Raw genomic sequence first — 23,084 nt, 5'->3', positions numbered from 1 at the left:
CTTGTGAAAAAGCATTCCCCAACAAAATCATATTGTTTCAAAAAGTTAACTACCATGAAGAGAATTCTGATGGTCATGAGCTTGTGTGCATTGTTTGTGCAAACAAGCTGTGAATCAAAAAAAGAAGAGAAGGAGGAAGAAGTAAAATTCCTCGTTACGAGCCCCCTTCAAAAAGACACATTGGTCACCAAGGAATATGTAAGCCAGATCCGCGCGATCAGCCACATCGAGCTGCGTGCATTGGAAAAGGGTTATCTCCAGAATATTTATGTGGATGAAGGTCAGACTGTCAAAAAAGGCCAGCTGATGTTCAAGATCATGCCGATGCTCTACCAGGCTGAACAGCAAAAAGCACAGGCTGAGGCCAATTTCGCAGAGATTGAATTCAAAAACACCAAGGCGCTGGCCGACAGCAATGTGGTTTCCAAAAATGAGCTGGCGCTTGCCAAAGCCAAACTGGACAAAGCAAAAGCAGAACTGGGCTTAGCTACAACGCACCTGGGCTTCACCGAAATCCGCGCACCTTTCGACGGCATTATGGACCATTTCCAGGTGAGGTTGGGAAGTCTTTTGGACGAAGGTGATTTGCTGACAACATTATCAGACAACAGCGAAATGTGGGTTTATTTCAATGTCCCGGAAGCTGAATATCTGGACTACAAAGCCAACGAAGCCACAGCAGGCATGCTGAATGTGAACCTCCGCATGGCGAACAATCAAATGTTCCCGCATTCAGGATCGGTGAAAACGATCGAAGCGGATTTCAATAATGAAACGGGGAACATCGCATTCAGGGCCACATTCCCTAATCCGAAGAGACTTTTAAGACATGGTGAAACGGGTAACATCCTGGTGACAGTGCCGATGAAGAATGCATTGCTGATTCCGCAAAAAGCCACTTTCGAAGTTTTGGAAAAGAAATATGTGTATGTGGTAGACAAAGAGAACAAGATCCGTTCACGGGAAATCGAGATTGAAGCCGAGCTTCCGCACATTTTCGTCGTGAAGTCGGGTTTGAAGGCAGACGATAAAATCCTGCTGGAAGGTTTGCGTCAGGTAAAAGAAAACGAAAAGATTCACTCCACGTTCGTGAAACCTGATTCTGTGATTTCCAATCTGAGTCTGTACGCTGAATAGTCAGGTATCTTAAAAAGCACAAAAAGACATGTTCAATCAATTCATAAGAAGACCTGTATTTGCAATCGTGATCTCGATCATGATCGTATTTATAGGCATCCTGGCGATTGAGAAATTACCCATTTCCCAGTTCCCGGACATTGCCCCTACCACCGTCAACATATTCATCGCCTATCCTGGCGCGAGTGCCGACGTTTTGGTAAAATCAACATTGATCACACTTGAACAAGCCATTAACGGGGTTCAGGACATGCGGTACATTGCTACCGATGCAACGAGTGCGGGGGAGGCGACGCTCAGGATCATCTTCGAGCCCGGCACCGACCCGAACGTGGCCGTGATCCGGGTAAAAACCAGGGTGGATCAGGTTATGCCACTTTTGCCCGAACTGGTTCAGCGGGAAGGGGTTATTATCTCGCCCGTTCAGCCCAGTATGTTGATGTACGTTAACCTTTATTCGAAGGAAAAAAGCATTGACGAAAAATTCCTTTTTAACTACGCAACAGTAAAAATGATCCCCGAAATCCAGCGGACAAAAGGGATTGCAAGAGCACAAATATTAGGATCAAGGAGATACGCAATGCGTCTTTGGCTGAACCCCGAGCGTATGCGTGCTTACAACATTTCTACGGAAGAAGTAATGAAGGCCGTGGGAGAACAAAGTATCGTGGGTCGTCCGGGCCGTATCGGGCAAAGCTCCGGTATTGCAGCCCAGTCCCTGGAATATGTGCTTACTTACAAAGGCCGTTACGACAAGCCGGAAGAATACGAAAACATCATTGTCCGTGCCAATGCACAAGGTGAAAGCGTTCACCTTCGTGACATTGCCAAAGTGGAACTTGGATCTGAATTCTTTGATATTTACTCCAACCTCGACGGTCATCCTTCGGCGGCGATCGTGTTGCGCCAGAACTACGGAAGTAACGCGAGTGATGTAATTGAAGAAGTGAAAAAGAAGCTGGATGTGATGAAAGAATCCTTCCCTCCGGGCGTGGATTACAAGATCAGCTATGACGTTTCGCAGTTCCTCGACGCGTCTATTGAGCAGGTAATCGACACATTGCGCGATGCATTTATCCTCGTTGCGCTCGTGGTTTTCATATTCCTTGGAGACTGGCGTTCTACATTGATCCCGATCCTGGCTGTGCCGGTTTCGCTGATCGGAGCCTTCTTTGTGATACAGGGTTTTGGACTTTCGATCAACCTGATTACGCTGTTTGCATTGGTACTTGCGATTGGTATTGTGGTCGATGATGCGATTGTCGTCGTCGAGGCCGTCCATGCGAAGTTTGAAGAAGAGCCGGGGATTTCCCCATTCAATGCGGTGAAAAAAGTGCTTGGTGAGATCAGCGGTGCCATTATCGCGATCACCGCCGTAATGGTTTCGGTATTCCTTCCGATCTCCTTCATGTCGGGTCCGGTCGGAACATTCTACCGCCAGTTCTCCATCACCATGGCCAGCTCTATCGTGATCTCGGCCCTTATCGCCTTGACATTGACGCCGGTTTTGTGTGCGATGCTGCTGCAAAATCACCACGGTCATCCGAAGAAGAAAAACATCCTTACCAAAGCGCTCGACGGTTTCAACAGAACATTTGACAAACTAACCGGCAGATATGTCAGCCTGCTGAAACGCATTGTGAGCCGCAGGGTTGTAACCTGGGTTGTGTTGTTGGGATTCTGCGCCGGGATTGTTTTTGTAAATAAAATTCTGCCCGCAGGTTTTATTCCGAATGAAGACCAGAGCACGATTTACGCCATCATTCAAACGCCTCCGGGATCAACGCTTGAAAAAACCAACGAAGTTTCCCGCCGTCTTCAAAAGATATGCGAAGAAGTGGAAGGAATTGAGTCCGTTTCTTCATTGGCAGGTTACGAGATCATGACGGAAGGTCGCGGTTCCAATGCAGGAACCTGTTTGATCAACTTGAAACCATGGCACGATCGCAAGCAAAATGTGAAAGAGATCATGGAAGAACTGGAAGCCGAAACAAGAGGACTTGGTGCGGTTGTCGAATTCTTCGAACCACCAGCGATCCCGGGTTTTGGTACATCAGGTGGTTTCTCGATGCGTCTTTTGGATAAAACTTCTGACACCGATTACGCTGAGTTTGACAAGATCAATAAGAAATTCATGGAAGACCTGGCGAAGCGTCCTGAGCTTACGGGCTTGTTTACATTCTTCGCAGCGAACTATCCGCAGTATGAATTGCAGATCGACAACCAGCTTGCGATGCAAAAAGGCGTCTCGATCGGAAAAGCGATGGACAACCTGAACATTATGATCGGTAGTACATACGAACAGGGTTTTACAAGATTCAACCAGTTCTTTAAAGTGTACGTGCAGTCGGATCCAAGTTTCAGAAGGCTTCCTTCGGATCTTTTGAAATTGTTTGTAAAAAATGATGCAGGCGAAATGGTGCCTTACTCCTCTTTTATGACATTGAAAAAAGGCCAGGGCCCGAACGAGATCACGCGTTTCAACCTGTATAACTCGGCCGCGATCCAGGGACTTCCTGCGAAAGGTTACACTACGGCAGATGCTATCGGCGCCATTCGCGAAGTAGCCGCCAAGACATTGCCGCAAGGTTATGACATCGCATTCGAAGGTCTTTCCTATGACGAATCCATCCGTGGAAATGAGTCACTGGTTGTATTTGCAATCGTTTTGGCCTTCGTTTACTTCGTGTTGGCAGCGCAATATGAAAGCTTTATTATCCCGTTCGCAGTTGTGTTGTCACTGCCGGTCGGGGTGTTTGGTTCTTTCCTTCTGCTCAAATTAATGGGCTTGGAAAACAACATTTATGCGCAGATCGGTCTGATCATGCTCGTCGGGTTGCTGGGTAAAAACGCCGTACTGATCGTCGAGTTTGCCGTCCAGAAGCGGCAGCAGGGCGAGACCATCCTTAATGCTGCCATCGAAGGCGCGAGAGTTCGTTTCCGTCCGATTTTGATGACGTCGTTCGCATTCGTTGCTGGTTTGATCCCGTTGATCATTGCCACAGGTGCCGGTGCCATTGGTAACCGTACGATCGGTGCATCTGCAATGGGCGGAATGCTCTTCGGGACCATTTTCGGGGTCATTATCATCCCTGGATTGTACTACATATTTGGTACGCTGGCTGACGGTCGGAAAATGATCAAAGATGAAGAGGACGGCTCCCTATCCGAACAATTTGTCCATGCAGTCGACGCTTTTCCCCATACTCAAGAAACTCAAAATGATGAGCAATAAAAGAATATTGACCTGGGTCGGGATTACCATCAGCGCCCTGGCTTATACAGGTTGCAATGCGCCTTCACTGGTCCAGAGATCACCTAATAAGACGTTATCAGCTTCTTACGACGGACAAACAGCGGATTCCACTGCCAACGTAGGAAAAATGAGCTGGAAGAATTACTTCACGGACCCGCAGCTGAATGCATTGATTGACACCGCTTTCAAGAACAACCAGGAGCTGAACATCACTTTGCAGGAAATCGAAATCTCCCGCAACGAGATCCGCGCCCGCAAAGGAGAGTACCTTCCGTTTGTAGGCTTGCGGGGCGGTGCCGGCATCGAGAAAGCAGGCCGCTACACGCAGGTAGGTTCAAGTGAGGCTACGACCGAGATCAAACCCGGAAGGGAAACGCCCGAGCCGCTGCCTGACTTTGTGGTAGCTGCCTATGCACGCTGGGAAGTGGATATCTGGCACAAGCTGCGCAACGCAAAAAAGGCGGCCGTAAACCGCTACCTTTCTTCGATAGAGGGTAAAAACTTTATGATGACTAACCTGGTTTCCGAAATCGCCAACTCTTACTACGAGCTGCTCGCATTGGATACCCAGCTGAACATCATCAATCAGAATATCGAAATCCAGAACAATGCATTGCGCATTGTGAAAATGCAGAAAGAAGCAACCCGCGTAACGGAACTGGCTGTCCGCCGTTTTGAAGCGCAGGTACTGAACACGCAGAACCGCCAGTATGCAATTCGTCAACGGATTGTGGAAACTGAAAACCGGATCAACTTCCTGCTCGGCCGCTACCCGCAGCCGGTGCTCAGGAACAGTCAGAACTTTGAGAATATGGTTCCGAATCTGGTCCAGACCGGTGTTCCTTCCCAATTGCTGCAAAACAGGCCGGATGTGCGGCAGGCGGAGCAGGACCTGGAAGCTGCAAAATTGGATGTTCAGGTGGCAAGAGCTAACTTCTACCCTTCTCTGGGTTTGAATGCGGCAGTCGGTTTACAGGCTTTCAATCCGATCTATTTGGGTAATGTGCCCAAATCATTGATGTCGACTTTGGTAGCTGATCTGGCTGGTCCGCTGATCAATAAGAATGCGATCCAGGCTACTTATTACAGCGCCAATGCACGTCAGGTACAGGCGATCTACAATTACGAGCGGACGGTTCTGAATGCATATATTGAAGTGGTAAACCAGCTTTCGAATATCAACAACCTGCAACAGAGCTTTACGACCAAAACGGCCGAGGTGCAGGCATTGAACGAATCTACCAACATCGCAAACCGCCTTTTCAGCTCAGCTCGGGCAGATTATATGGAGGTATTATTAACACAACGCGAAGCTTTGGAATCAAGGTTTGACCTGATTGAAACCAAAATGCAGCAAATGAATGCAACAGTCAACATTTACCGCGCACTTGGCGGCGGATGGAACTAGGATTAGTAGTTATGTGAATCAAGTAAAATGCCGGCCCAATATGAGCCGGCATTTTCTTTGCCATAAACTTACAAATACCTGGTCATTTTCGTCAATGCATCCAGCAGGTAAGTCACCACGCGAAAACCTGGCAAAGATTTGCGCTTCTCAGGCACCAGAAGATGCGGTTTCTTGTTAGGCTACAATCAGGGAATAACACAATTAAAGTATTTACTCTATTACTTCGATAGATAATAAAGTTTTAACCAGTTTTTAATACCTTTACAGAAGATTAACTTTTCAGATAGTTTAAATAATTACTATTTGACAATCAAACAGAATAATATTTTTAAAAATACTTTAATTTCAGTATAAAATTTAAATAAGATTACAAACAACACAAACAAACATGCCGCAGTACTCACCAATTACTCTCTTTAAAATACAATTATGAAAAACAGAATTCTCTACCTGATTTTGCTGACAATCTTCTCGGTCGGGCTTGTTCAGGCACAGCGGACCGTCACCGGGATTATCACTGATGCGAATGACAATAGTCCGCTACCCGGCGCATCGGTTGCGGTAAAAGGTACTTCTACAGGTACACTCTCCGATGCCGACGGATCTTTCAGTCTCAATGTGGCCGACGATGCTTCGGTACTCGTGGTTTCCTTTATTGGTTATCTGGCGCAGGATGTGACAATCGGCAATACCAACCGAATTACCATCGCCCTGAAACCGGATACCAAGATCCTGAATGAGGTAGTTGTAACCGCTCTTGGCATTTCGCGTGAAAAACGTGCGCTGGGTTATGCAGTTCAGGAGATCAAAGGCGAAGCTTTGCAAACCAGGCCGACCAATGCGCTAAGTGCATTGTCGGGACGCGTCGCAGGTTTGCAGGTAACTTCTTCCGGTGGTAACATGGGCGGTTCGTCGCGGGTATTGCTGCGCGGAATCAACTCCATATCAGGCAACAACCAGCCACTTTACGTAATTGACGGTACGCCTATCGACAATGCGGACCTGAACAGCGCGGCCACCAGCTCGGGCTCGGGCGGTAAGGACGTGGGTAACATGATCCAGGATTTGAACCCGGACGACATTGAAAATGTATCCGTATTAAAAGGCCCCTCAGCGGCGGCACTTTACGGTACCCGCGCGGCAAATGGGGTCATTTTGATAACCACCAAAAAAGGCAAGGAAAACAGCAAGGTGAATATCACGCTGAATACAGGCGTAGAGTTTGAGAATATCGTACGTCTGCCTAAACGCCAGAAATTGTACGGCGGCGGTTTTAATCCGTCCTTCCAGAAAGCGACCATCAACGGAACCGAGTATAACATTGCGGAATATGCAGTAGATGAAAGCTGGGGACCGAAACTGGACGGTACGCCCGTTTTACATTGGTATAACCTCGATCCTGAAAACACAGCGGAATACCTGAAACCCGAACCCTGGGCATATCCTAAAAATGATGTGCATTCATTTTTCGAAACCGGGGTATCGAATACCAACAGCTTATCTGTGAGCGGCGGCAATGCCAATTCTACGTACCGCCTTTCTTACACCAATAAAAATGTAAAAGGTACCGTGCCGAATTCTTCCCTGAAACGGAATTCTATCAATTTTTCAGGTTCGTCACAGCTGGGTAAATTGAAAGTTTATAACAACTTCAACTACATCAAAAACCAGTCGACCGGCCGGCCGTGGACAGGTGCTACCAACCGGAATATTATCCTGGAAGCTTTTCAATGGGGACAGGTACAGGTGGATTACGACAAGCTGAAAAACTACAAACGCGCGGACGGTACCCAGATCCTGTGGAACAGAAGCGGCTACCAGAATACACCTGCTGGCGAAGCCGCGAAGTTTATTGATAACCCTTACTGGTCGGCTTACGAAAGTTACCTGGAAGAGAACCGCGACCGTTTTTACGGAAACGTAGGATTGGTTTACGACGTAAATGACTGGCTGAAAGTAAGCGGAAAAGTAAATGCGGATGTTTATCAATATCAGTATCAGGACCGCATTGCTGTATATTCCAGAACACAATCGCAATACCAGGAGTACAATAACAATTTCAGCGAATTCAACTACGAGTTGCTGGCTTCGGCGAACAAGAGCTGGGGAGATTTCTCATTGAATGTGAATGCGGGTGGTAATATCATGAGCCAGCGCCGCCGCATCAGCGACGCGGTTACGCAGGGCGGACTGATCATTCCTGAATATTACAATTTGAAAAATGCGAGCTCTGTGCTGGTCAATTCCAATGCATACCGCAAGCAGATCAACTCCGTATTCGCGAGCTTCTCGGCGGGCTGGAAAAGCTTGCTGTTCCTCGACGGAACATTGCGTAACGACTGGTCTTCCACTTTGCCGGTCGGCCGGAATTCATTTGCATATCCGTCTCTTACAACCAGCCTGATCCTTACGGAACTGAATGGAATTAAAGATGTGAACTGGCTGGATTTTGCCAAAGTACGTCTCGGCTGGGCGCAGGTAGGTAATGATACCGACCCTTACCAGCTGCAGCGCGCTTACGAAGCCACGCAATCTTTCGACGGGCTGGCTTCTTATCGTTTGCCTAACCAGCTCAACAACCAGAACCTGAAACCGGAGATCACGAGCTCCTGGGAAGCAGGTATTAACTTGCAGGCATTTAAAAACAGGGTTGGTCTGGACGTAACTTACTACGATAATGTAAGCCGCAACCAGATCATCAATATCCCGGTTTCTTCTGCATTCGGTTATGATTCGAAGGTGATCAATGCGGGTAAGATCAATAACAAAGGGATCGAGGTAACGCTGACAGGCACGCCGATCCGGGCGAGTGGATTTGAATGGAATTCGAGCCTCAACTGGTCGCGCAACCGCAATAAGGTGATCCAGCTGGCGCCGGGTGTGAATACTTTCCAGCTTGCGAATAGCCTCGTTACACTGGTGGCACGGGAAGGTCAGCCTTACGGACAGATCCTGGGCAACGATTTCATCTACGCCGCTGACGGACAAAAGGTGATCAAAGCCGATGGTACCTACGACCGCGGGCAGCAACTGACGCCGCTGGGTAGTGTTTTACCTAAATACCTGTTTGGTTTCCAAAACAATTTCACTTACAAAAACTTCAATCTGGGCTTCCTGATCGACGGTCGCGTGGGCGGGAAATTCTTCTCGCAAACCTATAAAGTGGGTATGTACTCAGGTGTGCTCGACAAAACGGCTGCCAACAATGTACGCGAAACCGGCGTGGTGCTCGAAGGTGTAAAAGGTACCGTGACTTACAATGCAGATGGAAGCTACGCGGTGAGCAATACTTCACCCAACGATACCCGCATTACGGCACAAGCCTGGGCGCGCGGCGAGTACAGCGGCCCTACCCCACAGACGATCTTTGATGCAACCTTCGTGAAGCTGCGCGAAATCACATTCGGGTACAGCCTGCCGCTGGCCAACAAAACGGTGAAGTCGATCTATTTCGGATTATACGGTCGCAACCTGGCGAACATTTATACTGCCAGCAAGTACATTGACCCTGAATTCACCAGCAGTGGCGGGAACATCCAGGGTTTGGAAGGCGGAAATATTCCGGTACCGGCAACTTATGGTTTGAATGTCAATGTGAAGTTTTAACCCGCCAATTAACAAGTTAATATTTGAAGATCATGCAAAAGCTCATATATAGTAAAAGCATCCTTTTCCTCGCACTAGGCGCCGGCCTGCTCGCTTCATGCAGCGACAGCCATTTTGAGGAAATCAATCAGGACCCTAACCGGCCAACGAATGCGACCACCACGACCATTTTGCTCAATGCAGAAAAACAGGTGATCGATAACATCCGCAACGAAAACAGTTCACTGCGTGGCTCGCAGCTCTTTGCGCAATATTACAGCCAGAATATTTACAGCGATCAGTCCCGCTACGATATTCCCCGCTCCTATTCGGACACTTACTGGAGCAATGCTTACAAAGCGCTGAACAACCTGAACGAGATCATTATTCTCAATTCAAATCCGGCGACGAAAGATGTGGCGGCGGCTGGAACAGCCGGCACCAATGCGAATCAAATCGCCATTGTGCGTATTCTGAAAGCTTACACTTTCCAGAACCTGACAGATGTTTTTGGCAATATTCCGTATCAGTCTTACGGAAACAATGATCCTGAGTTCCAGGCTTTACAGCAAACTCCCGAGAACCTGAGCCCGGCTTACGCAAGTCAGCAGAAGATTTATCTCGACATTCTGAATGAGCTGAAAGCAGCCGGCGATACGCTGAACAAGTACAAGACTGCCACTACTTTCGGCAACTACGATGTGATTTACAAAGGCAAAAACGAATTATGGACCAAATTTGCGAACTCGCTTCGTCTTCGCATTGCTACCCGCATCCGCAAAGCTGCACCAGCTGAGTCGAACACGCATTTTGAAGATGCACTGGCAAAAGGTGTTTTCACTTCCAATGCAGACAATGCCGTTTTCAGATACCAGGCACTCGCACCAAATGAAGCGCCATTGTACCGGGCAACAGTGACTGCCAACCGGAAAGATTTCGCAGTTTCCCACGTGCTGATCGATGTTTTGAAAGGACAAAGAGGCGCAGTGAAAGTACAGGACCCGCGTTTGCCCATTTATGCTACTAAAAATGCAGCTGGCGAATTTGTTGGTCAGCCTTACGGATTACCCGTAGCCGCAGCCGGCCTGCTGACTGCCACTGACGTAAGCTTGCCGGGCACTGTTGTGAATGCAGCCAACTACGGGGAGGTTTTGCAGGAGTTTGCCGAGGTTGCCTTTTTGATCTCTGAATACAAAAACTGGGACCAGGAGGAATATATAAAAGGCGTAACTGCTTCCTTACAGAAATGGGGCGTGTCTGCTGCGGATATCACTACTTACGTGGCTGCATTGCCAAAAGCTGACAAAGCGAATGTACTCAACCAGAAATGGCTTGCATTGTACACCCAGGGCGACGAAGCCTGGGCCGAGGTGCGCCGTACAGGTTACCCGACCTTCCTGGTGAAACCCGGAGAAGTGGTTTGGAGCAGAACTGTCGGCGGACAAACGACCAATTACAAATTTGAGCCGCTATTCGGGACCGGCGTTCCCCAGCGCCTGTACTACCCGCCGAAAGAGCAGAGTGTAAACCTGGCCAATTACCAGAATGCGGTAAAAGCCCAAGGCAACGATGATATCACGACGCCACTTTGGTGGAATAAATAATCTTGAAGGAATGAAACAGAAAAAGGATGTCCCGAAAGTGACATCCTTTTTCTGTTTATAGTTGCCTGACCACTCCTATGCCCTGCTGAAATAACCTTCCAGGGATTTGGCAGTTTGAAGCAGGCCGGTGGTACTATCCGGTTTCACGAGGTAAGCAGAAGCGCCGACTGAATGGGATTCCCTGATCAGCTCTTCGCTGGAAGATGTGGAGATCACCACCACAGGTACTTCAGAAAAAAGCTGTCCGGAACGCAGCTCTTTGATCGTCTCAATCCCGCTCATCAGCGGCATGTTCATATCCATCAGCACAAGGCATTGCTGCTCCTCCAATCCGTGCGTGGAGACGTGCGTGAGGAATTCCAGACCATTCTTAAATTCCCGGAAAGATACATTTTCAAAAACAGCCTGAATGGCGTCCGTCAGAAAGAAACGGTCATCTTCGTCATCATCGACCAGGTAAATGATTTTCTGCTGCATAGTTTAGAGAGGGTGGATAATACCAAATTGCCAGAGTTGCTAAGTTACAAATTCAAATGAATGCAAGTAGCTGTTTTGTTAACATTAAGGTAACACGATACTGCACGGCAGCAACCTGGTGTTTCAAATAATGAAATTTTGTTTCAATATTTGAAAAAACATTTCATCTTTGTATTAACACAAACCACACTATATGGTAATTCTTTCCAAGAGGATTATAAATGCTTTTTCAGAAAAAGAACCTCGGGCGACGGATGCATTGCTGAGTTGGTACAAGCGCTGCAAAGCCGCGGACTGGTCAAAATTTTCTGAGATGAAGCAGAGCTTCAACACGGTTGACTTTGTAGGAAATGACAGATATGTTTTCAACATCAAAGGCAACGATTACAGGTTAATCGCCAAGATTCATTTTGATGTTCGTACCGTATACATACTTTTTATCGGCACACACGCAGAATACGACAGGGTTGATGCTTCAAAAGTTATTTACAAAAGTTAGGTTATGGAAAACGAGGAAATTTTTTATAAAAACACCAAAGAATACGAGTCTGCAATGGCGGAGATCCTGAGCCTCATGAATAAAGGCGAAGGCAATCTTACAAAAAATGAACAGACAAAACTCCGCAAAATGGCTGTCGCCGCGGAAGCATTTGAGGACACGCATTATCCACTTCCCAAGCCCAAAACCATCCCCGAAATGGTCGAATTGAAGCGGTTTCAGCTGAAACTTACGCAGGCTGCGCTGGCTGATATGCTGGGGCTTGGGAAACCAAAATTGTCTCAGATCCTGAATGGAAAACGCGAACCCGACGTACCTTTTCTCAAAGCGGTGTACCAGAAACTGGGCATTGATCCAGGATTTTTGCTTGATAATGCGTAATAGCTTGCTGGTCAGGTTGGGATAAGGCATAATATTTGAACTAGCCCCGCAAACTATTACTTACATGATCGTCAACTACACGGAAAAAGGCTGGGAACTGATTTCACAGCGCGCACACGGACTGCTCGCCGGAAAGTTTTGCTTCCATTTGAAACCCGAATTCAGAACCAAATTCTGGATGGAAACGATTGCCGCTACCCTCGGGCACGACGATGCATTCAACGAGCTGGAAGAAGACGATATACTTCTGAACGAACACGGTGGGCCGGTCAACTACAAAATGCGTGACTTTGAAAGGCCGAAGCTCGACAAACTACTGAATATGGCGCTTACCAAAAGTCGCTATATCGCCCTGCTGACTTCAAGGCACATCCAATTTTTATACGACAAATCCGAAGATCCCGCTGTGAAGAAATACTGCGAAGGATTGAAGAAGCAGGATCAGAACTGGCTCAAACAGCTGGAACTTACACAAGCTGACATTGAACAAGCTTATATGCTGCTGCAATGGTGCGATGCCTTGTCGCTCCTTATCTGCCAGAAATGGGTCCAGCCCGAAAACCGGAAAGTTGAGATCGGGATCGGCCCGGGCGGGATCAGCTACGACCTGCTTTCTCCGGCTGAAAATGTACTTACTGTCACGCCCTGGCCATTTGATTCACCACAGTTTGAAGTCTGCTTTGACAGGAGGATTCTGACAGATATGTCGTTCAGGAGCGAGGCGATTTTTCGCAAGAAAATATTGGAACAACAGCCGGAGCTAGTGGTTTACCAATTCATTGAACCTGGCAGCGATGAAACGCAGGAGTAACGATTGCGAACTTGTAAATGAACCGGCCAGGAAAATTCTAAAATCAAAAATGGCGGCGGTAAGAGTACCGTCGCCATTTTTGATTTTCAGACTCTGCAATAGTATTATTTGATTGAAACCGGGACTTCGGTATTATCCCATCGCAAAACAAACCCGCTTCCGGTTACCTCGTAAGCCAGCTGCTCCGCCATGGAAGCGCTTTTCTTTGGCTTGGCTTTCACGGTCAGCACATCCTTGCTTACGTCTTTCGAAGTCTCTCCGCCCCTTTTGATACCCCATTGTCCGGTTTGAGAATTAAAGATAAAAGACCATTCAGACTCTCCCGGAATCGCATAAAGACTGTACTTTCCTGCCGGCAGCTTTTGTCCTTCCACAGTAATATCTTTATCCGTTTCAAAAATAGTAGCCTCGTTCGCACCGGCGCGCCAAACCTTATCGTAAGGCACCAGCTCTCCAAAAATCTTCCTGCCTTTTACCGACGGCGCAGAATAGTTGATCGTGATAGTAGCAGCACCCGCTTTGCCGGTAGCAGTTTGAGCAGGACTTGGTTTGGGTTTGTCTCCCTGGGCCCAGCTAACCGTTGTTGCCAGCGCAAACGCCAGCATTAAAAACCCTTTTGTAATCACCATTTTTTCCATGTCGGTCTGTGTTGTTAAACAATAGGTTAAAACTCCTCTAATATCGTCATTTCGGTTGATAATGAAAGAGATATTCGCCGGCAAAACAGCTATAAACAGGAGACCGCTCTGCGGTCCTTTTGAGAGAAAGCGCAGCCAAGGAAAAAGTGGCTCCTGAGGAGCCCCCTGTTTATAGAAAAAAGTTGGCAGAGCATATAAATGGGGTCCTGTGGAGCCTCCTTTAGTTACCGGTAGTGATAAAGATCGTAGATCACTCCTGACACCAAGCCGCTTTGCTGCATTTCTACATTCTTCCACTTCCATGGCACAAATTTTTTCCTCCCCTCTTAGAAACCAACGATATGTACTCAAAATATGGCTGTAATTGGCGAGCTGATCAAGAAAGCAATTGATTTCACAGGCAAGATCCTCAGTGATCCCGAGCCTGTCCAGGCCCAGAAAGAAGCACTGGGAAAGCTGCTCGAAACAGCAAAATTCACTGCTTTTGGCAAAAAATACCAGTTCGCCGAAATCCTGGCAGCAGACGATATAGTCAGGGAATTTCAGGAGAAAGTTCCCGTACATGATTACGACAAAATGTTCGCCGAATGGTGGCATTTTCTGCTGGAAGGACATCAAAATGTGACCTGGCCGGGCGGACAAAATTATTTTGCACTCAGCAGCGGTACTACCAGCAACAGCAAATACATCCCGGTAACAGACGATATGCTCGCCTGCATCCGCAAAGCCGGCGTTTCGGAAATCACCAACCTGGGTGTATTCGACCTTCCGGCTGATTTCTTCACCAAGCAGATTCTCATGCTGGGCAGCAGTACCAACCTGATCCAGAAAGACGATCACCAGGAAGGTGAAATCAGCGGGATCAGCGCGAGTAACCTGCCTGCGTGGTTTGGAGGATTCTACAAGCCCGGGCAGGAAATTGCCTCCATTGCCGACTTCGATGAACGCGTGAAAAGGATCGCCGAAGAAGCGCCGAAGTGGGATATTGGTTGCATTTCAGGCATTCCGTCGTGGGTTGAACTGATGCTCAAAGAGATTATCAGACATAACAAACTCGAAACCATCCACGATATCTGGCCAAACCTGATGGTGTATACCACCGGCGGCGTTGCATTTGAACCTTATCGTAAAAGTCTGGAACGACTGCTTGCGCGGCCGCTTGTTTACATTGACACTTACCTTGCCTCGGAAGGTTTCATCGCAATCCAGAGACGGCCTGATACAACGTCAATGGCATTATTCCCGGACAATGGGATCTTCTACGAGTTTGTACCATTCAATGCGGACAATGTGGATGAAGACGGTATGGTAAAGCCCGGCGGCACAGTACTCTCCCTGGCGGATACAGAAGAGAATGTCGAATACGTACTGCTGATCTCGACTGTTTCGGGAGCCTGGCGCTATATGATCGGCGATACCGTGATGATCACGGACAAAGCCCGCGCGGAGATCAGGATCACGGGCCGCACCAAGCATTACCTCAATGTAGTGGGCGAGCAGCTTTCCGTGAATCAGATGAACGACGGGCTGCGCGTGATAGAAAACGAATATGATGTGGTGATCAAGGAATTTATCATTTCAGCTATCCGCCGTGGCGACGAGTACATTAACAAATGGTACCTGAGCTGCGACAAATCCATTGACAAAAGCAAAGTTGCCGAGTCACTGGACGCAACTTTACGCGAGAATAATAAAAACTACAATGTAGCCCGCACGCGCGCATTGAAGGGAGTTGAAGTGGAGCTTATCCCCGAAGAGGTATTTTATAAATGGAGTGAAGAAACTAAAAAGAAGGGCGGCCAGGTTAAAATACCACGCGTTATGAAAGAAGAAGACTTCCTCGAATTTGCCGCTTTTGCACAGGCACATTCATGAGGGTAGTGTCCTTTTTGCTTCCAGCTTTTTGACTTGTTCCACGATGTCATCCGGCGAAAGGTACAGGCGGGCAATCTTCCGCTTGTACTTTTCCGACAAGGATGCATGGTCTAATATGAAGTGCTTGGTTTTGAGAATGTAATTTCCCAAACCGTGATTAACGGCATAAGTATCCGCGACCCGCTCCGCTTCCTTCACATATTTTGACGAAAGCAGGTATCCCAGCCCGAAACGCATCATCCCCGTCAGGCTGCGATTTTCATAATCCATAACATGCCCTAGCTCGTGCCCGATCCAGCCGACGATAATATCTGAGGGGATCTGGTGAATAGGTATAGCCGAATGCGTCAGCCTGAACATCGCGCTGATGTTGATGTTGTAGGCGCGTTTTGTACTAAACATCGTACTGATTTTGGGCTGTGCCTGCATGACGGAACCTCTGATCCGCCGCTTGAAAACGAAGTTGATGTGCGTCTCTTTCAGTTCAGGGTAATGCGACAATGCGCGCAGTACTTCCGTTTCTATCACCTTCGGGATGCACTTATTGGTACCGAACTGCGCCGGTCCGGCCGGTGCGGGTGTGTGATTGTCTGGATTAAGCATAAAATCAAAAATTCATTTCTCCTCTCGATCTCCAATAATTGTTCCAATCTAAACCTTAGTTTAGGGATTTCATTTACAAACTGTATCCTTGCCCGATGATCAGAAAAGCGTTGTTCCTGTATATATTCCTCGCCGCCGGCATTGCCTCAGCCTTTGCCCAAAACCGCGAGCCAGTCGTAAAACACAACATTCCGCTCGATTCGATCCGCCTGAGCGATCCGTGTATCCTTGCCGATCAGAAAACAAAAACTTACTACATGACAGGCACCGGCGGGATGCTGTGGAAGAGCCCGGATTTAAAAAGCTGGTCAGGCCCGTACAAAGTGGCTAACACTGATCCTGCATCCTGGATGGGCAAAAACCCGATGATCTGGGCGGCGGAACTGCATTACTATCAGAACAAATACTACTACTTCGCCACCTTCACAAACCGGGATGTAAAAATCGATACGGTAGGTGAAAACGTAATCGAGCGCCGCGCTTGCCACGTGCTCGTGAGCGACAAAGCGGAGGGACCGTATGTTCCGATGAAAGACCCCACTTACCTTCCTGCCAACATGCCCACCCTCGATGGTACGCTCTGGGTTGAAAATGGAAAACCATACCTCGTTTATTGCTATGAATGGCTGCAAAATCTCGATGGTACCATCGAAAAAATTGAACTGAAACCTGACCTGAGCGGCACTACCGGCAACAGCAAGCTGCTATTCAAAGCAAGTGAAAGCCCGTGGAGCCGTGAAAATGTAAAGGATAAAGTGCTGCCCAACAAAGTAACCGACGGCCCCTGGCTATTCCGCACAGGTACAGGCAAGCTGGGTATGATCTGGACAAGCTGGATTTACGACGTGTATACCCAGGGTGTGGCCTATTCTCAGTCCGGCAAGCTGGACGGGCCCTGGGTACAGGAGAAAGACCCGATCACCCCACCAAACTTCGGCCATGGAATGCTTTTCAAAACTTTCGGCGGCAAATGGCTGATGTCCATACATAGCCACAAGAGCGTCAACGGACGCACGATCCGGTACCCGCATTTGTTTGAAGTAGATTTTTCAGGTGAAAAACTTATAGTGGGCGAAACCTTTGTGCCTTGAAGTAACTTGTTGTGAGTTAATAAAAAGGCACCCTATCTTTACAAGCCAAAACTGCACGTATGGAACATAAAGCCAAATCTTTAAGACCCTTTATAGGCGCAAAGGATTTTGAAATTTCAAGAAGCTTTTACCGGGATCTTGGTTTCGAAGAACACGTGATCAGTCACAATATGTCCGTCTTTAAGCTCAATGAACTCGCCTTTTACCTGCAGGATTACTACGCCAAAGAGTGGATTGAGAATACCATGCTTTTCCTGGAAGTGGACGATGCCGACCGCTACTGGAAAGAACTTTTTGCCCTGGATTTGCCAGGCCGATATGAAGGAGTAAAACTAACGCCCGTCCGTAACGAAACCTGGGGAAAAGAATGCTTTTTACACGATCCGTCGGGTATTCTCTGGCATTTTGGTGAATTCTTCTGAAAACTCATTGCTAAACACTTCCAACAAACAGCCCATGAAAAATTTTACTTTTTTGTTAGTATCTGCATTGCTTTTGAATGCAATTGTAAGTTTTGGTCAAAAGCAGCCCGATTTATTCAGGCGGAATGTGGATGTGCACATTATGCCCGTCGCACTGGCCTTCCCCGACCCGTCCATTCGGATTGGAAGTGAGTTTATGACCGGCGGCCGGTGGAGCTACGGTTTAAGTGTAGGCGCCGGGCTGCGGGCACTTGCATTGGGCAGGACACTTTTTAGCTCAGACAAGCCGCGCAGCTACAACATGCTGGAAATTCGTCCCGAGGTGAAATTCTACTGGCTGAAACGGGATTATATGGGCTGGTACCTCGCCGCAGAAGGCGTGATTTCCCGTGTAAAGAAGGAATTGGCGCGGAATTCACATTATATCTCGGACACAACCCAGCTTTCCTTCGAACGCTCCGACTTCAGTAAAACCAAATTTGGCTTAGTAGGAAAAATCGGCGCTAAATTCCTGATCCCGAAAAAGCTGACCATTGATCTGTACACCGGACTCGGCCTGGCCCGCACCACCGTGAAATACTCCGAAATCCAGGACGCCGAAGAAGTATCCTACGATCCTTTCTGGGAAGGAGAAAACTTTTATCCCGGCAAGAAATTCACACCCATTGTTTCAGTTGGCGTAAAATTCGGCATGCTGGTTTGGCAGCAATAGCACTGGCGCAACTTTTTTGCTGTGAGCAGGTATGAGACTTCTGTTGAAATACCTGCGTCCGCACTACCTCCTCATTTCCTTTGCCCTGCTGCTAGCCGGTGTCGCCCAGCTGCTGACTTTGATAGATCCTGTTATTTTCGGAAAAATCATTGATCAGTATGCTACCAATACGTCCGGGCTCAGCGAGCAGGAATTGCTGCACGGCGCGACCCGCTGGCTGTTGCTTGCACTCGGGATAGCTGTGCTGGCGCGCTTATGTAAAGCCGCACAGGATTACACTACCCGCAAGGCAGTCGCCCGTTTTGGAATGTACATTTTCAACGACGGACTTAAACAGACCCTCCGCCTTTCCTTTCAGGAATTTGAAGAAAGCCGGAGCGGCACTACCCTATCGGTACTGCAAAAGGTAAAAACCGACGCCGAGCGGTTTATCAATGCATTTATTAATGTGCTCTTTTCGTCTTTTGTAGGGGTTGGTTTTCTGGTCTGGTACAGTATCAACCGCAACTGGCTGCTGGTTCCCGTGTTCTTCATCGGCGTCCTGCTGTTAGGCTCATTGACCGGGCTCCTGTCCAAGCGCATCAAAGGCATTCAACGTTCCATTAACAGACAAACAACCAAGCAGGCAGGTGTAATTACCGAAAGTCTGCGGAACATCGAACTCGTAAAAAGCCTGGGTTTGACATTTGCCGAGATAAGGCGATTAAATGCATTAACACTGGACATTTTCGAGCTGGAAATGCAGAAAGCGCGCAAGGTAAGCTTCCTTTCCTTCCTGCAAGGCAACATGCTAAACCTGCTCAAACAATCGATCCTCTTCATTCTGCTCTGGCTGATTTTCAGGAAAGTGCTCAGTACCGGCGAGCTGATCGCAATGCAATTTATTTCAACCGCCATTTTCACGCCTTTGCAGGATTTGGGAAATATGATCATCCTTTACCGCGAGGCCGATGCTTCTTTGAAGAGTTTTGATCAGTTAATGCAAAAGCCTATCGAAAAAAGACCCGAGAACTCGGTAGAGCTGGGCAAACTGCAAAGTCTGCGCTTCAATCACATTGTGTTTCGTCATCAAACGGCAGGTTACAATGCGATCGATGATATCTCATTTGATGTTGCCCTGGGACAAACCATTGCTTTCGTAGGTCCCTCTGGCTCGGGTAAGTCTACGCTGGTGAAGCTGCTGGTGGGCTTGTACACGCCGGTAAGTGGCGACATTTATTTCAACGAAACGCCTGCAACGCAGGTACGGTACAACCCATTGCGAAGACAAATCGGCTTTGTGACGCAGGACACCCAGCTTTATGCAGGCACTATCCGCGACAACCTGCTTCTGGTAAAACCCGCCGCGACGGATGAAGAAGTCCGGGAAGCGTTGCGGAAAGCTTCTGCACTCGGGCTTGTTGCAAAAGCTTCCAATGGACTGGATACTATTTTGGGAGAAAACGGGATGAAGCTTTCGGGCGGAGAAAAGCAGCGGCTGTCCATTGCCCGTGCATTGCTGCGTAATCCGCAACTGCTGATTTTTGACGAAGCAACTTCCGCCCTCGATTCACTTACCGAAGAAGAAATCACCGCCACGATCCGCGACATATCCACCAGCCGGCACCAAATGACCATATTGATTGCACACAGGTTGTCGACAGTTATGCATGCTGATGTGATTTATGTTTTGGAAAAAGGCAAAATCTCCGAGTCTGGCTCACACGACGGGCTGCTCGAACACAAGGGGCTTTACTATTCCATGTGGCGGCAGCAGGTAGGCGAACGCCGGTAAATGAATGCATGCAGGTTTTTGGCACAATCCTTGCTTACAGTCCGGTCAACATTCTTTTGAACAATATGGAACAAATGAAAATAGACCAGGAAGCACTGGTTTCCGTGGATTTTGAAAACGAGGCATTGACCCGCAATCTTAAAATCTTCCGCCCGGCTGTCTTTAAAGACGGGGATACTTACAAATGCCTGCTCGGGCCAGACCTTGATTCCGGCATTCTGGGCGTGGGAGATACTGCCCGGGCTGCTATGCTGGATTGGGATGTAAAATTAAATGAGTTCCTGACCGCCCACGACCCGAACGATCCTTTGGCGCAGTACGTGCTCGATATGCTTGCTACCACGTCAAATATGGTTTGGTAATCAAAGCTTCTTCTGTTCATTTTTCAGGCGTGATTACGATCACTGCGCCGTATTTTACTTCAATCTTGAAAAAGTCGGCAAGCATTGTTCCGCGGTAGATTGTCAGCAGCATCCGGATTACACCTGCATGCGTCACTATGGCGATGCGTTGCAGTTTTGTTTCAATGAGTTCATTCCAGAATGTACTTACCCGCTGCTGCAAGTCGATCATACTTTCGCCCCCGGGCACGCGGCAGTTTACAAAATCATCCATCCACTTTTGAAGGTCATTTTGATCAACCGTATCCCAGGCTTTTCCTTCCCAATCACCGAAATCGAGCTCGGCGAGGCGTAAATCTGTTGTGAATGCAGGAGCGATCTTCCCGGCGAGCAGCGTACAACGTGTGGCAGGACTGGAATATACCTGATCGAAATCCGCAGGGAGCTGCGTTTTTATAGTTTCAAATTCCTTCTCAAAATCTTCGGTAAGCGCGACTTCAAGCCGGCCGTAGATCAAGCCTGGCGAGAGTGCCGGGGTAGTGTGCCGGATCAGATAAATTTCCATGATGCAGCCAGGCAAATGTAAAAAGCCACTTCACACACCTGCTGGACCGCACCCAGACAATCCCCCGTATATCCGCCGATCCATTTTACAAAATAGCGGCTCATTGCCCAGGTAATTATTCCCAGGAATGGGATCGACAAGAGCGGAAGCGCAGAGTTGACCATTACGCAGAGGAAAAGCAAAGGCATAATCCCGAAAACAGCAGCAATCGCCAATGTGGCAACCGTTACATTTTGCGCCACTGGCTTCGATTTACTGTCGTCGGTATCACGTGCATAAGGCTGACTGTAAATGATAAATGCCGGCATCAACCGGCTGATCGCATGCGCAGCAATCCATAACCCGAAAACATGGGAGATCTGACTTCCAAAAAGGTTAATCAGCAGTTGTAACAAAGCAAATTTCAGCGCAAGAATGCAAACCAGCCCCACTGCACCGTAGGTACCGAGGCGACTGTCTTTCATGATAATCAGGATCTTCTCGCGTGTCCAGCCGCCGCCGAAACCGTCGCAGGTATCCGCGAAACCGTCTTCGTGAAGTGCGCCGGTGGTGAGAATCGAGGCTATTACCGAAAAGATAATCGCAATGGGAATGCTCGTCAGCGGGAAAACCACCAGCCACACCGCAGCCGAAATCGCCCCGACAATCCAGCCGATGAACGGCAGAAAACGTGTCGCCGGGCTCAAATGGTCGGGCTTGAATACTACCCAGCCCGGGATAGGTATCCTGGTGTAGAACTGCAGCGCAGCAAAAAAGAGGGCAGCCTGGTGTTTCATAAATCTGGCTTTCCGCTGATACCGGCACTTTCAAAACTCGCCATTTCATTAAAGAAGGCAACTGCGCTTTGCAGGATCGGGTAAGCCACTGCGCAGCCTGTCCCCTCGCCCAGCCGCATTCCCAGTTGCAGGATCGGCTTCGCATTCAGCGTTTCCAGTAAGATCCGGTGTCCCCTTTCTTCGGATTGATGACAGAATACAGCATTTTGTCGCACGCGATGGTTCATTTTCAAAGCCGCCAGGTAAGCAGCCGAAGCTATAAACCCGTCGACCAGCACAAGCATCTGCCGGGCAGCCGCTTCCAGCATTGCGCCGCACATCATCACGATTTCGAATCCCCCGAAAGTCTGTAATACCTGCAACGGATCATTCCCGCCAGGCTTATGCCTTTCGGCAGCCTCCGTCAGAATCTGGATTTTCCTTTCCAATCCCGCATTGTCTAACCCGGTACCTTTTCCCACGCAATCTTCCAGAGGAAGGCCCAGCAACCGGCTCATGATCATTGCCGCAGAAGACGTATTACCAATGCCCATTTCTCCAAAACCAATCACATTGCAGCCTGTTTGGCTAATGAATTCCACCAGCTTGGCGCCTTCATCTAGGCAGCGCAAACATTCGTCTGCCGTCATAGCAGCGCCTTCCAGGATGTTCTTTGTCCCAAAACCGATTTTGCGGTCAAGTAACATATCGTGATGCGCAAATTCATAATCCACACCAGCATCTACCACCGTCAGTTCAATCTGATGCTGCCGGGTAAATGCATTGATCGCCGCGCCTCCATTCAGAAAATTCAGTACCATTTGCGCAGTTACCTCGGTCGGATAGGCACTTACCCCGCTTGCAGCGATCCCGTGGCTGGCTGCAAAAACAATGATATGTGGCGAAACCAGGCGGGGGCTGAGCGTATTCTGTACCGAGGCGATCTGGTAAGCCAGGTCTTCCAGCAAGCCCAGTGCACCTGTCGGTTTGGTTTTAAAATCAATCTTCTCCCTGATCCGGGCATCTAAATCCTGCTGCATCTTTGGTGTTGTAATATTTTGTTCCAATTGTTATGACTAGTCCTGAAAACCCGATACAGGTTTGGGATAAATAAATTAAAGTTTTGAAACAGTAGCAGACCTAAGTTTGC

Annotated in this window: 20 protein-coding genes; 14 read left to right on the top strand and 6 right to left on the bottom strand. The window is 48.3% G+C overall.

Translation table 11 applies throughout. The features are described from left to right. Window positions 1-54 precede the first annotated feature (54 nt). From AC1XTG_RS19920 to AC1XTG_RS19900, 5 genes are all read left to right on the top strand, one after another. Complete coding sequence (locus tag AC1XTG_RS19920) at window positions 55-1,137, top strand: efflux RND transporter periplasmic adaptor subunit (protein ID WP_056284484.1); 1,083 nt, start codon at window positions 55-57, stop codon at window positions 1,135-1,137. A 28-nt stretch (window positions 1,138-1,165) separates the two neighbouring features. Further along, window positions 1,166-4,372 carry an efflux RND transporter permease subunit gene (locus tag AC1XTG_RS19915; RefSeq protein WP_484843151.1) on the top strand — a complete coding sequence of 1,069 codons (3,207 nt, stop codon included), beginning with the start codon at window positions 1,166-1,168 and terminating at the stop codon, window positions 4,370-4,372. Then, window positions 4,362-5,801 carry a TolC family protein gene (locus AC1XTG_RS19910; protein ID WP_056284490.1) on the top strand — a complete coding sequence of 480 codons (1,440 nt, stop codon included), beginning with the start codon at window positions 4,362-4,364 and terminating at the stop codon, window positions 5,799-5,801. The genes AC1XTG_RS19915 and AC1XTG_RS19910 overlap by 11 nt, the downstream gene beginning before the upstream one ends. 429 nt (window positions 5,802-6,230) lie before the next feature. Then, a complete protein-coding gene (locus tag AC1XTG_RS19905; protein WP_484843150.1) occupies window positions 6,231-9,407 on the top strand; it encodes a SusC/RagA family TonB-linked outer membrane protein in 3,177 nt (1,058 codons plus the stop codon). A 32-nt stretch (window positions 9,408-9,439) separates the two neighbouring features. After that, window positions 9,440-10,990: a SusD/RagB family nutrient-binding outer membrane lipoprotein gene (locus AC1XTG_RS19900; RefSeq protein ID WP_484843149.1), complete on the top strand. Its 1,551-nt coding sequence runs from the start codon at window positions 9,440-9,442 to the stop codon at window positions 10,988-10,990. A 75-nt stretch (window positions 10,991-11,065) separates the two neighbouring features. Here AC1XTG_RS19900 and AC1XTG_RS19895 read toward each other — a convergent pair whose 3' ends face one another. Further along, entirely contained in the window at window positions 11,066-11,467 is a 402-nt protein-coding gene (locus AC1XTG_RS19895) for a response regulator (RefSeq protein ID WP_056284500.1), read from the bottom strand. 193 nt (window positions 11,468-11,660) lie between these two features. On the opposite strand from AC1XTG_RS19895, the gene AC1XTG_RS19890 reads away from it, so the two are divergent. From AC1XTG_RS19890 to AC1XTG_RS19880, 3 genes are all read left to right on the top strand, one after another. Further along, complete coding sequence (locus tag AC1XTG_RS19890) at window positions 11,661-11,966, top strand: type II toxin-antitoxin system HigB family toxin (RefSeq protein ID WP_056284503.1); 306 nt, start codon at window positions 11,661-11,663, stop codon at window positions 11,964-11,966. Window positions 11,967-11,969: 3 nt separating this feature from the next. Continuing rightward, the gene (locus AC1XTG_RS19885) at window positions 11,970-12,347 is read left to right on the top strand and encodes a helix-turn-helix domain-containing protein (RefSeq protein ID WP_484843148.1); all 378 of its coding nucleotides are present in this window, start codon (window positions 11,970-11,972) and stop codon (window positions 12,345-12,347) included. A gap of 64 nt (window positions 12,348-12,411) precedes the next feature. Continuing rightward, entirely contained in the window at window positions 12,412-13,158 is a 747-nt protein-coding gene (locus tag AC1XTG_RS19880; RefSeq protein ID WP_484843147.1) for a DUF3891 family protein, read from the top strand. A 104-nt stretch (window positions 13,159-13,262) separates the two neighbouring features. Here the strand turns inward: AC1XTG_RS19880 and AC1XTG_RS19875 are convergent, their stop codons facing one another. Further along, complete coding sequence (locus tag AC1XTG_RS19875) at window positions 13,263-13,796, bottom strand: DUF2911 domain-containing protein (RefSeq protein ID WP_484843146.1); 534 nt, start codon at window positions 13,794-13,796, stop codon at window positions 13,263-13,265. 354 nt (window positions 13,797-14,150) lie between these two features. Here AC1XTG_RS19875 and AC1XTG_RS19870 point away from each other — a divergent pair, with 354 nt between their 5' ends. Beyond that, a complete protein-coding gene (locus AC1XTG_RS19870; RefSeq protein WP_484843145.1) occupies window positions 14,151-15,671 on the top strand; it encodes a GH3 family acyl-acid amido synthetase in 1,521 nt (506 codons plus the stop codon). On the opposite strand, the gene AC1XTG_RS19865 is transcribed toward AC1XTG_RS19870, so the two are convergent. After that, window positions 15,666-16,274 (bottom strand): hypothetical protein, encoded by a 609-nt coding sequence (locus tag AC1XTG_RS19865; RefSeq protein ID WP_484843144.1) that lies wholly within the window; start codon window positions 16,272-16,274, stop codon window positions 15,666-15,668. The two genes, AC1XTG_RS19870 and AC1XTG_RS19865, sit on opposite strands and share 6 nt — an antisense overlap. A gap of 95 nt (window positions 16,275-16,369) precedes the next feature. Here AC1XTG_RS19865 and AC1XTG_RS19860 point away from each other — a divergent pair, with 95 nt between their 5' ends. The 5 genes from AC1XTG_RS19860 to AC1XTG_RS19840 are packed head-to-tail and all read left to right on the top strand — an operon-like array spanning window position 16,370 to window position 20,635. Continuing rightward, window positions 16,370-17,365: a glycoside hydrolase family 43 protein gene (locus AC1XTG_RS19860; RefSeq protein WP_484843143.1), complete on the top strand. Its 996-nt coding sequence runs from the start codon at window positions 16,370-16,372 to the stop codon at window positions 17,363-17,365. 59 nt (window positions 17,366-17,424) lie between these two features. Continuing rightward, a complete protein-coding gene (locus AC1XTG_RS19855; protein WP_484843142.1) occupies window positions 17,425-17,787 on the top strand; it encodes a VOC family protein in 363 nt (120 codons plus the stop codon). Window positions 17,788-17,821: 34 nt separating this feature from the next. After that, window positions 17,822-18,499, top strand: a complete 678-nt coding sequence (locus tag AC1XTG_RS19850; RefSeq protein ID WP_484843141.1) for a hypothetical protein — start codon at window positions 17,822-17,824, stop codon at window positions 18,497-18,499. A 31-nt stretch (window positions 18,500-18,530) separates the two neighbouring features. After that, entirely contained in the window at window positions 18,531-20,273 is a 1,743-nt protein-coding gene (locus tag AC1XTG_RS19845) for an ABC transporter ATP-binding protein (protein ID WP_056284527.1), read from the top strand. Between the two features lie 8 nt (window positions 20,274-20,281). Continuing rightward, a complete protein-coding gene (locus AC1XTG_RS19840) occupies window positions 20,282-20,635 on the top strand; it encodes a hypothetical protein (protein ID WP_484843140.1) in 354 nt (117 codons plus the stop codon). Between the two features lie 16 nt (window positions 20,636-20,651). On the opposite strand, the gene cobC is transcribed toward AC1XTG_RS19840, so the two are convergent. From cobC to cobT, 3 genes are read right to left on the bottom strand one after another with little or no spacing between them, the layout of a single operon-like run. Next, window positions 20,652-21,179: an alpha-ribazole phosphatase gene (gene cobC / locus AC1XTG_RS19835; protein WP_056284533.1), complete on the bottom strand. Its 528-nt coding sequence runs from the start codon at window positions 21,177-21,179 to the stop codon at window positions 20,652-20,654. Next, window positions 21,164-21,955: an adenosylcobinamide-GDP ribazoletransferase gene (locus tag AC1XTG_RS19830; protein WP_484843139.1), complete on the bottom strand. Its 792-nt coding sequence runs from the start codon at window positions 21,953-21,955 to the stop codon at window positions 21,164-21,166. The genes cobC and AC1XTG_RS19830 overlap by 16 nt, the downstream gene beginning before the upstream one ends. Continuing rightward, the gene (gene cobT, locus AC1XTG_RS19825) at window positions 21,952-22,974 is read right to left on the bottom strand and encodes a nicotinate-nucleotide--dimethylbenzimidazole phosphoribosyltransferase (RefSeq protein WP_484843138.1); all 1,023 of its coding nucleotides are present in this window, start codon (window positions 22,972-22,974) and stop codon (window positions 21,952-21,954) included. Before cobT ends, AC1XTG_RS19830 begins: the two co-directional genes overlap by 4 nt. Window positions 22,975-23,084: the final 110 nt, after the last annotated feature.

The organism is Dyadobacter sp. HNCC25DJ183 (genome assembly GCF_056895175.1).
This window is presented reverse-complemented; position numbering and strand designations above follow the sequence as displayed.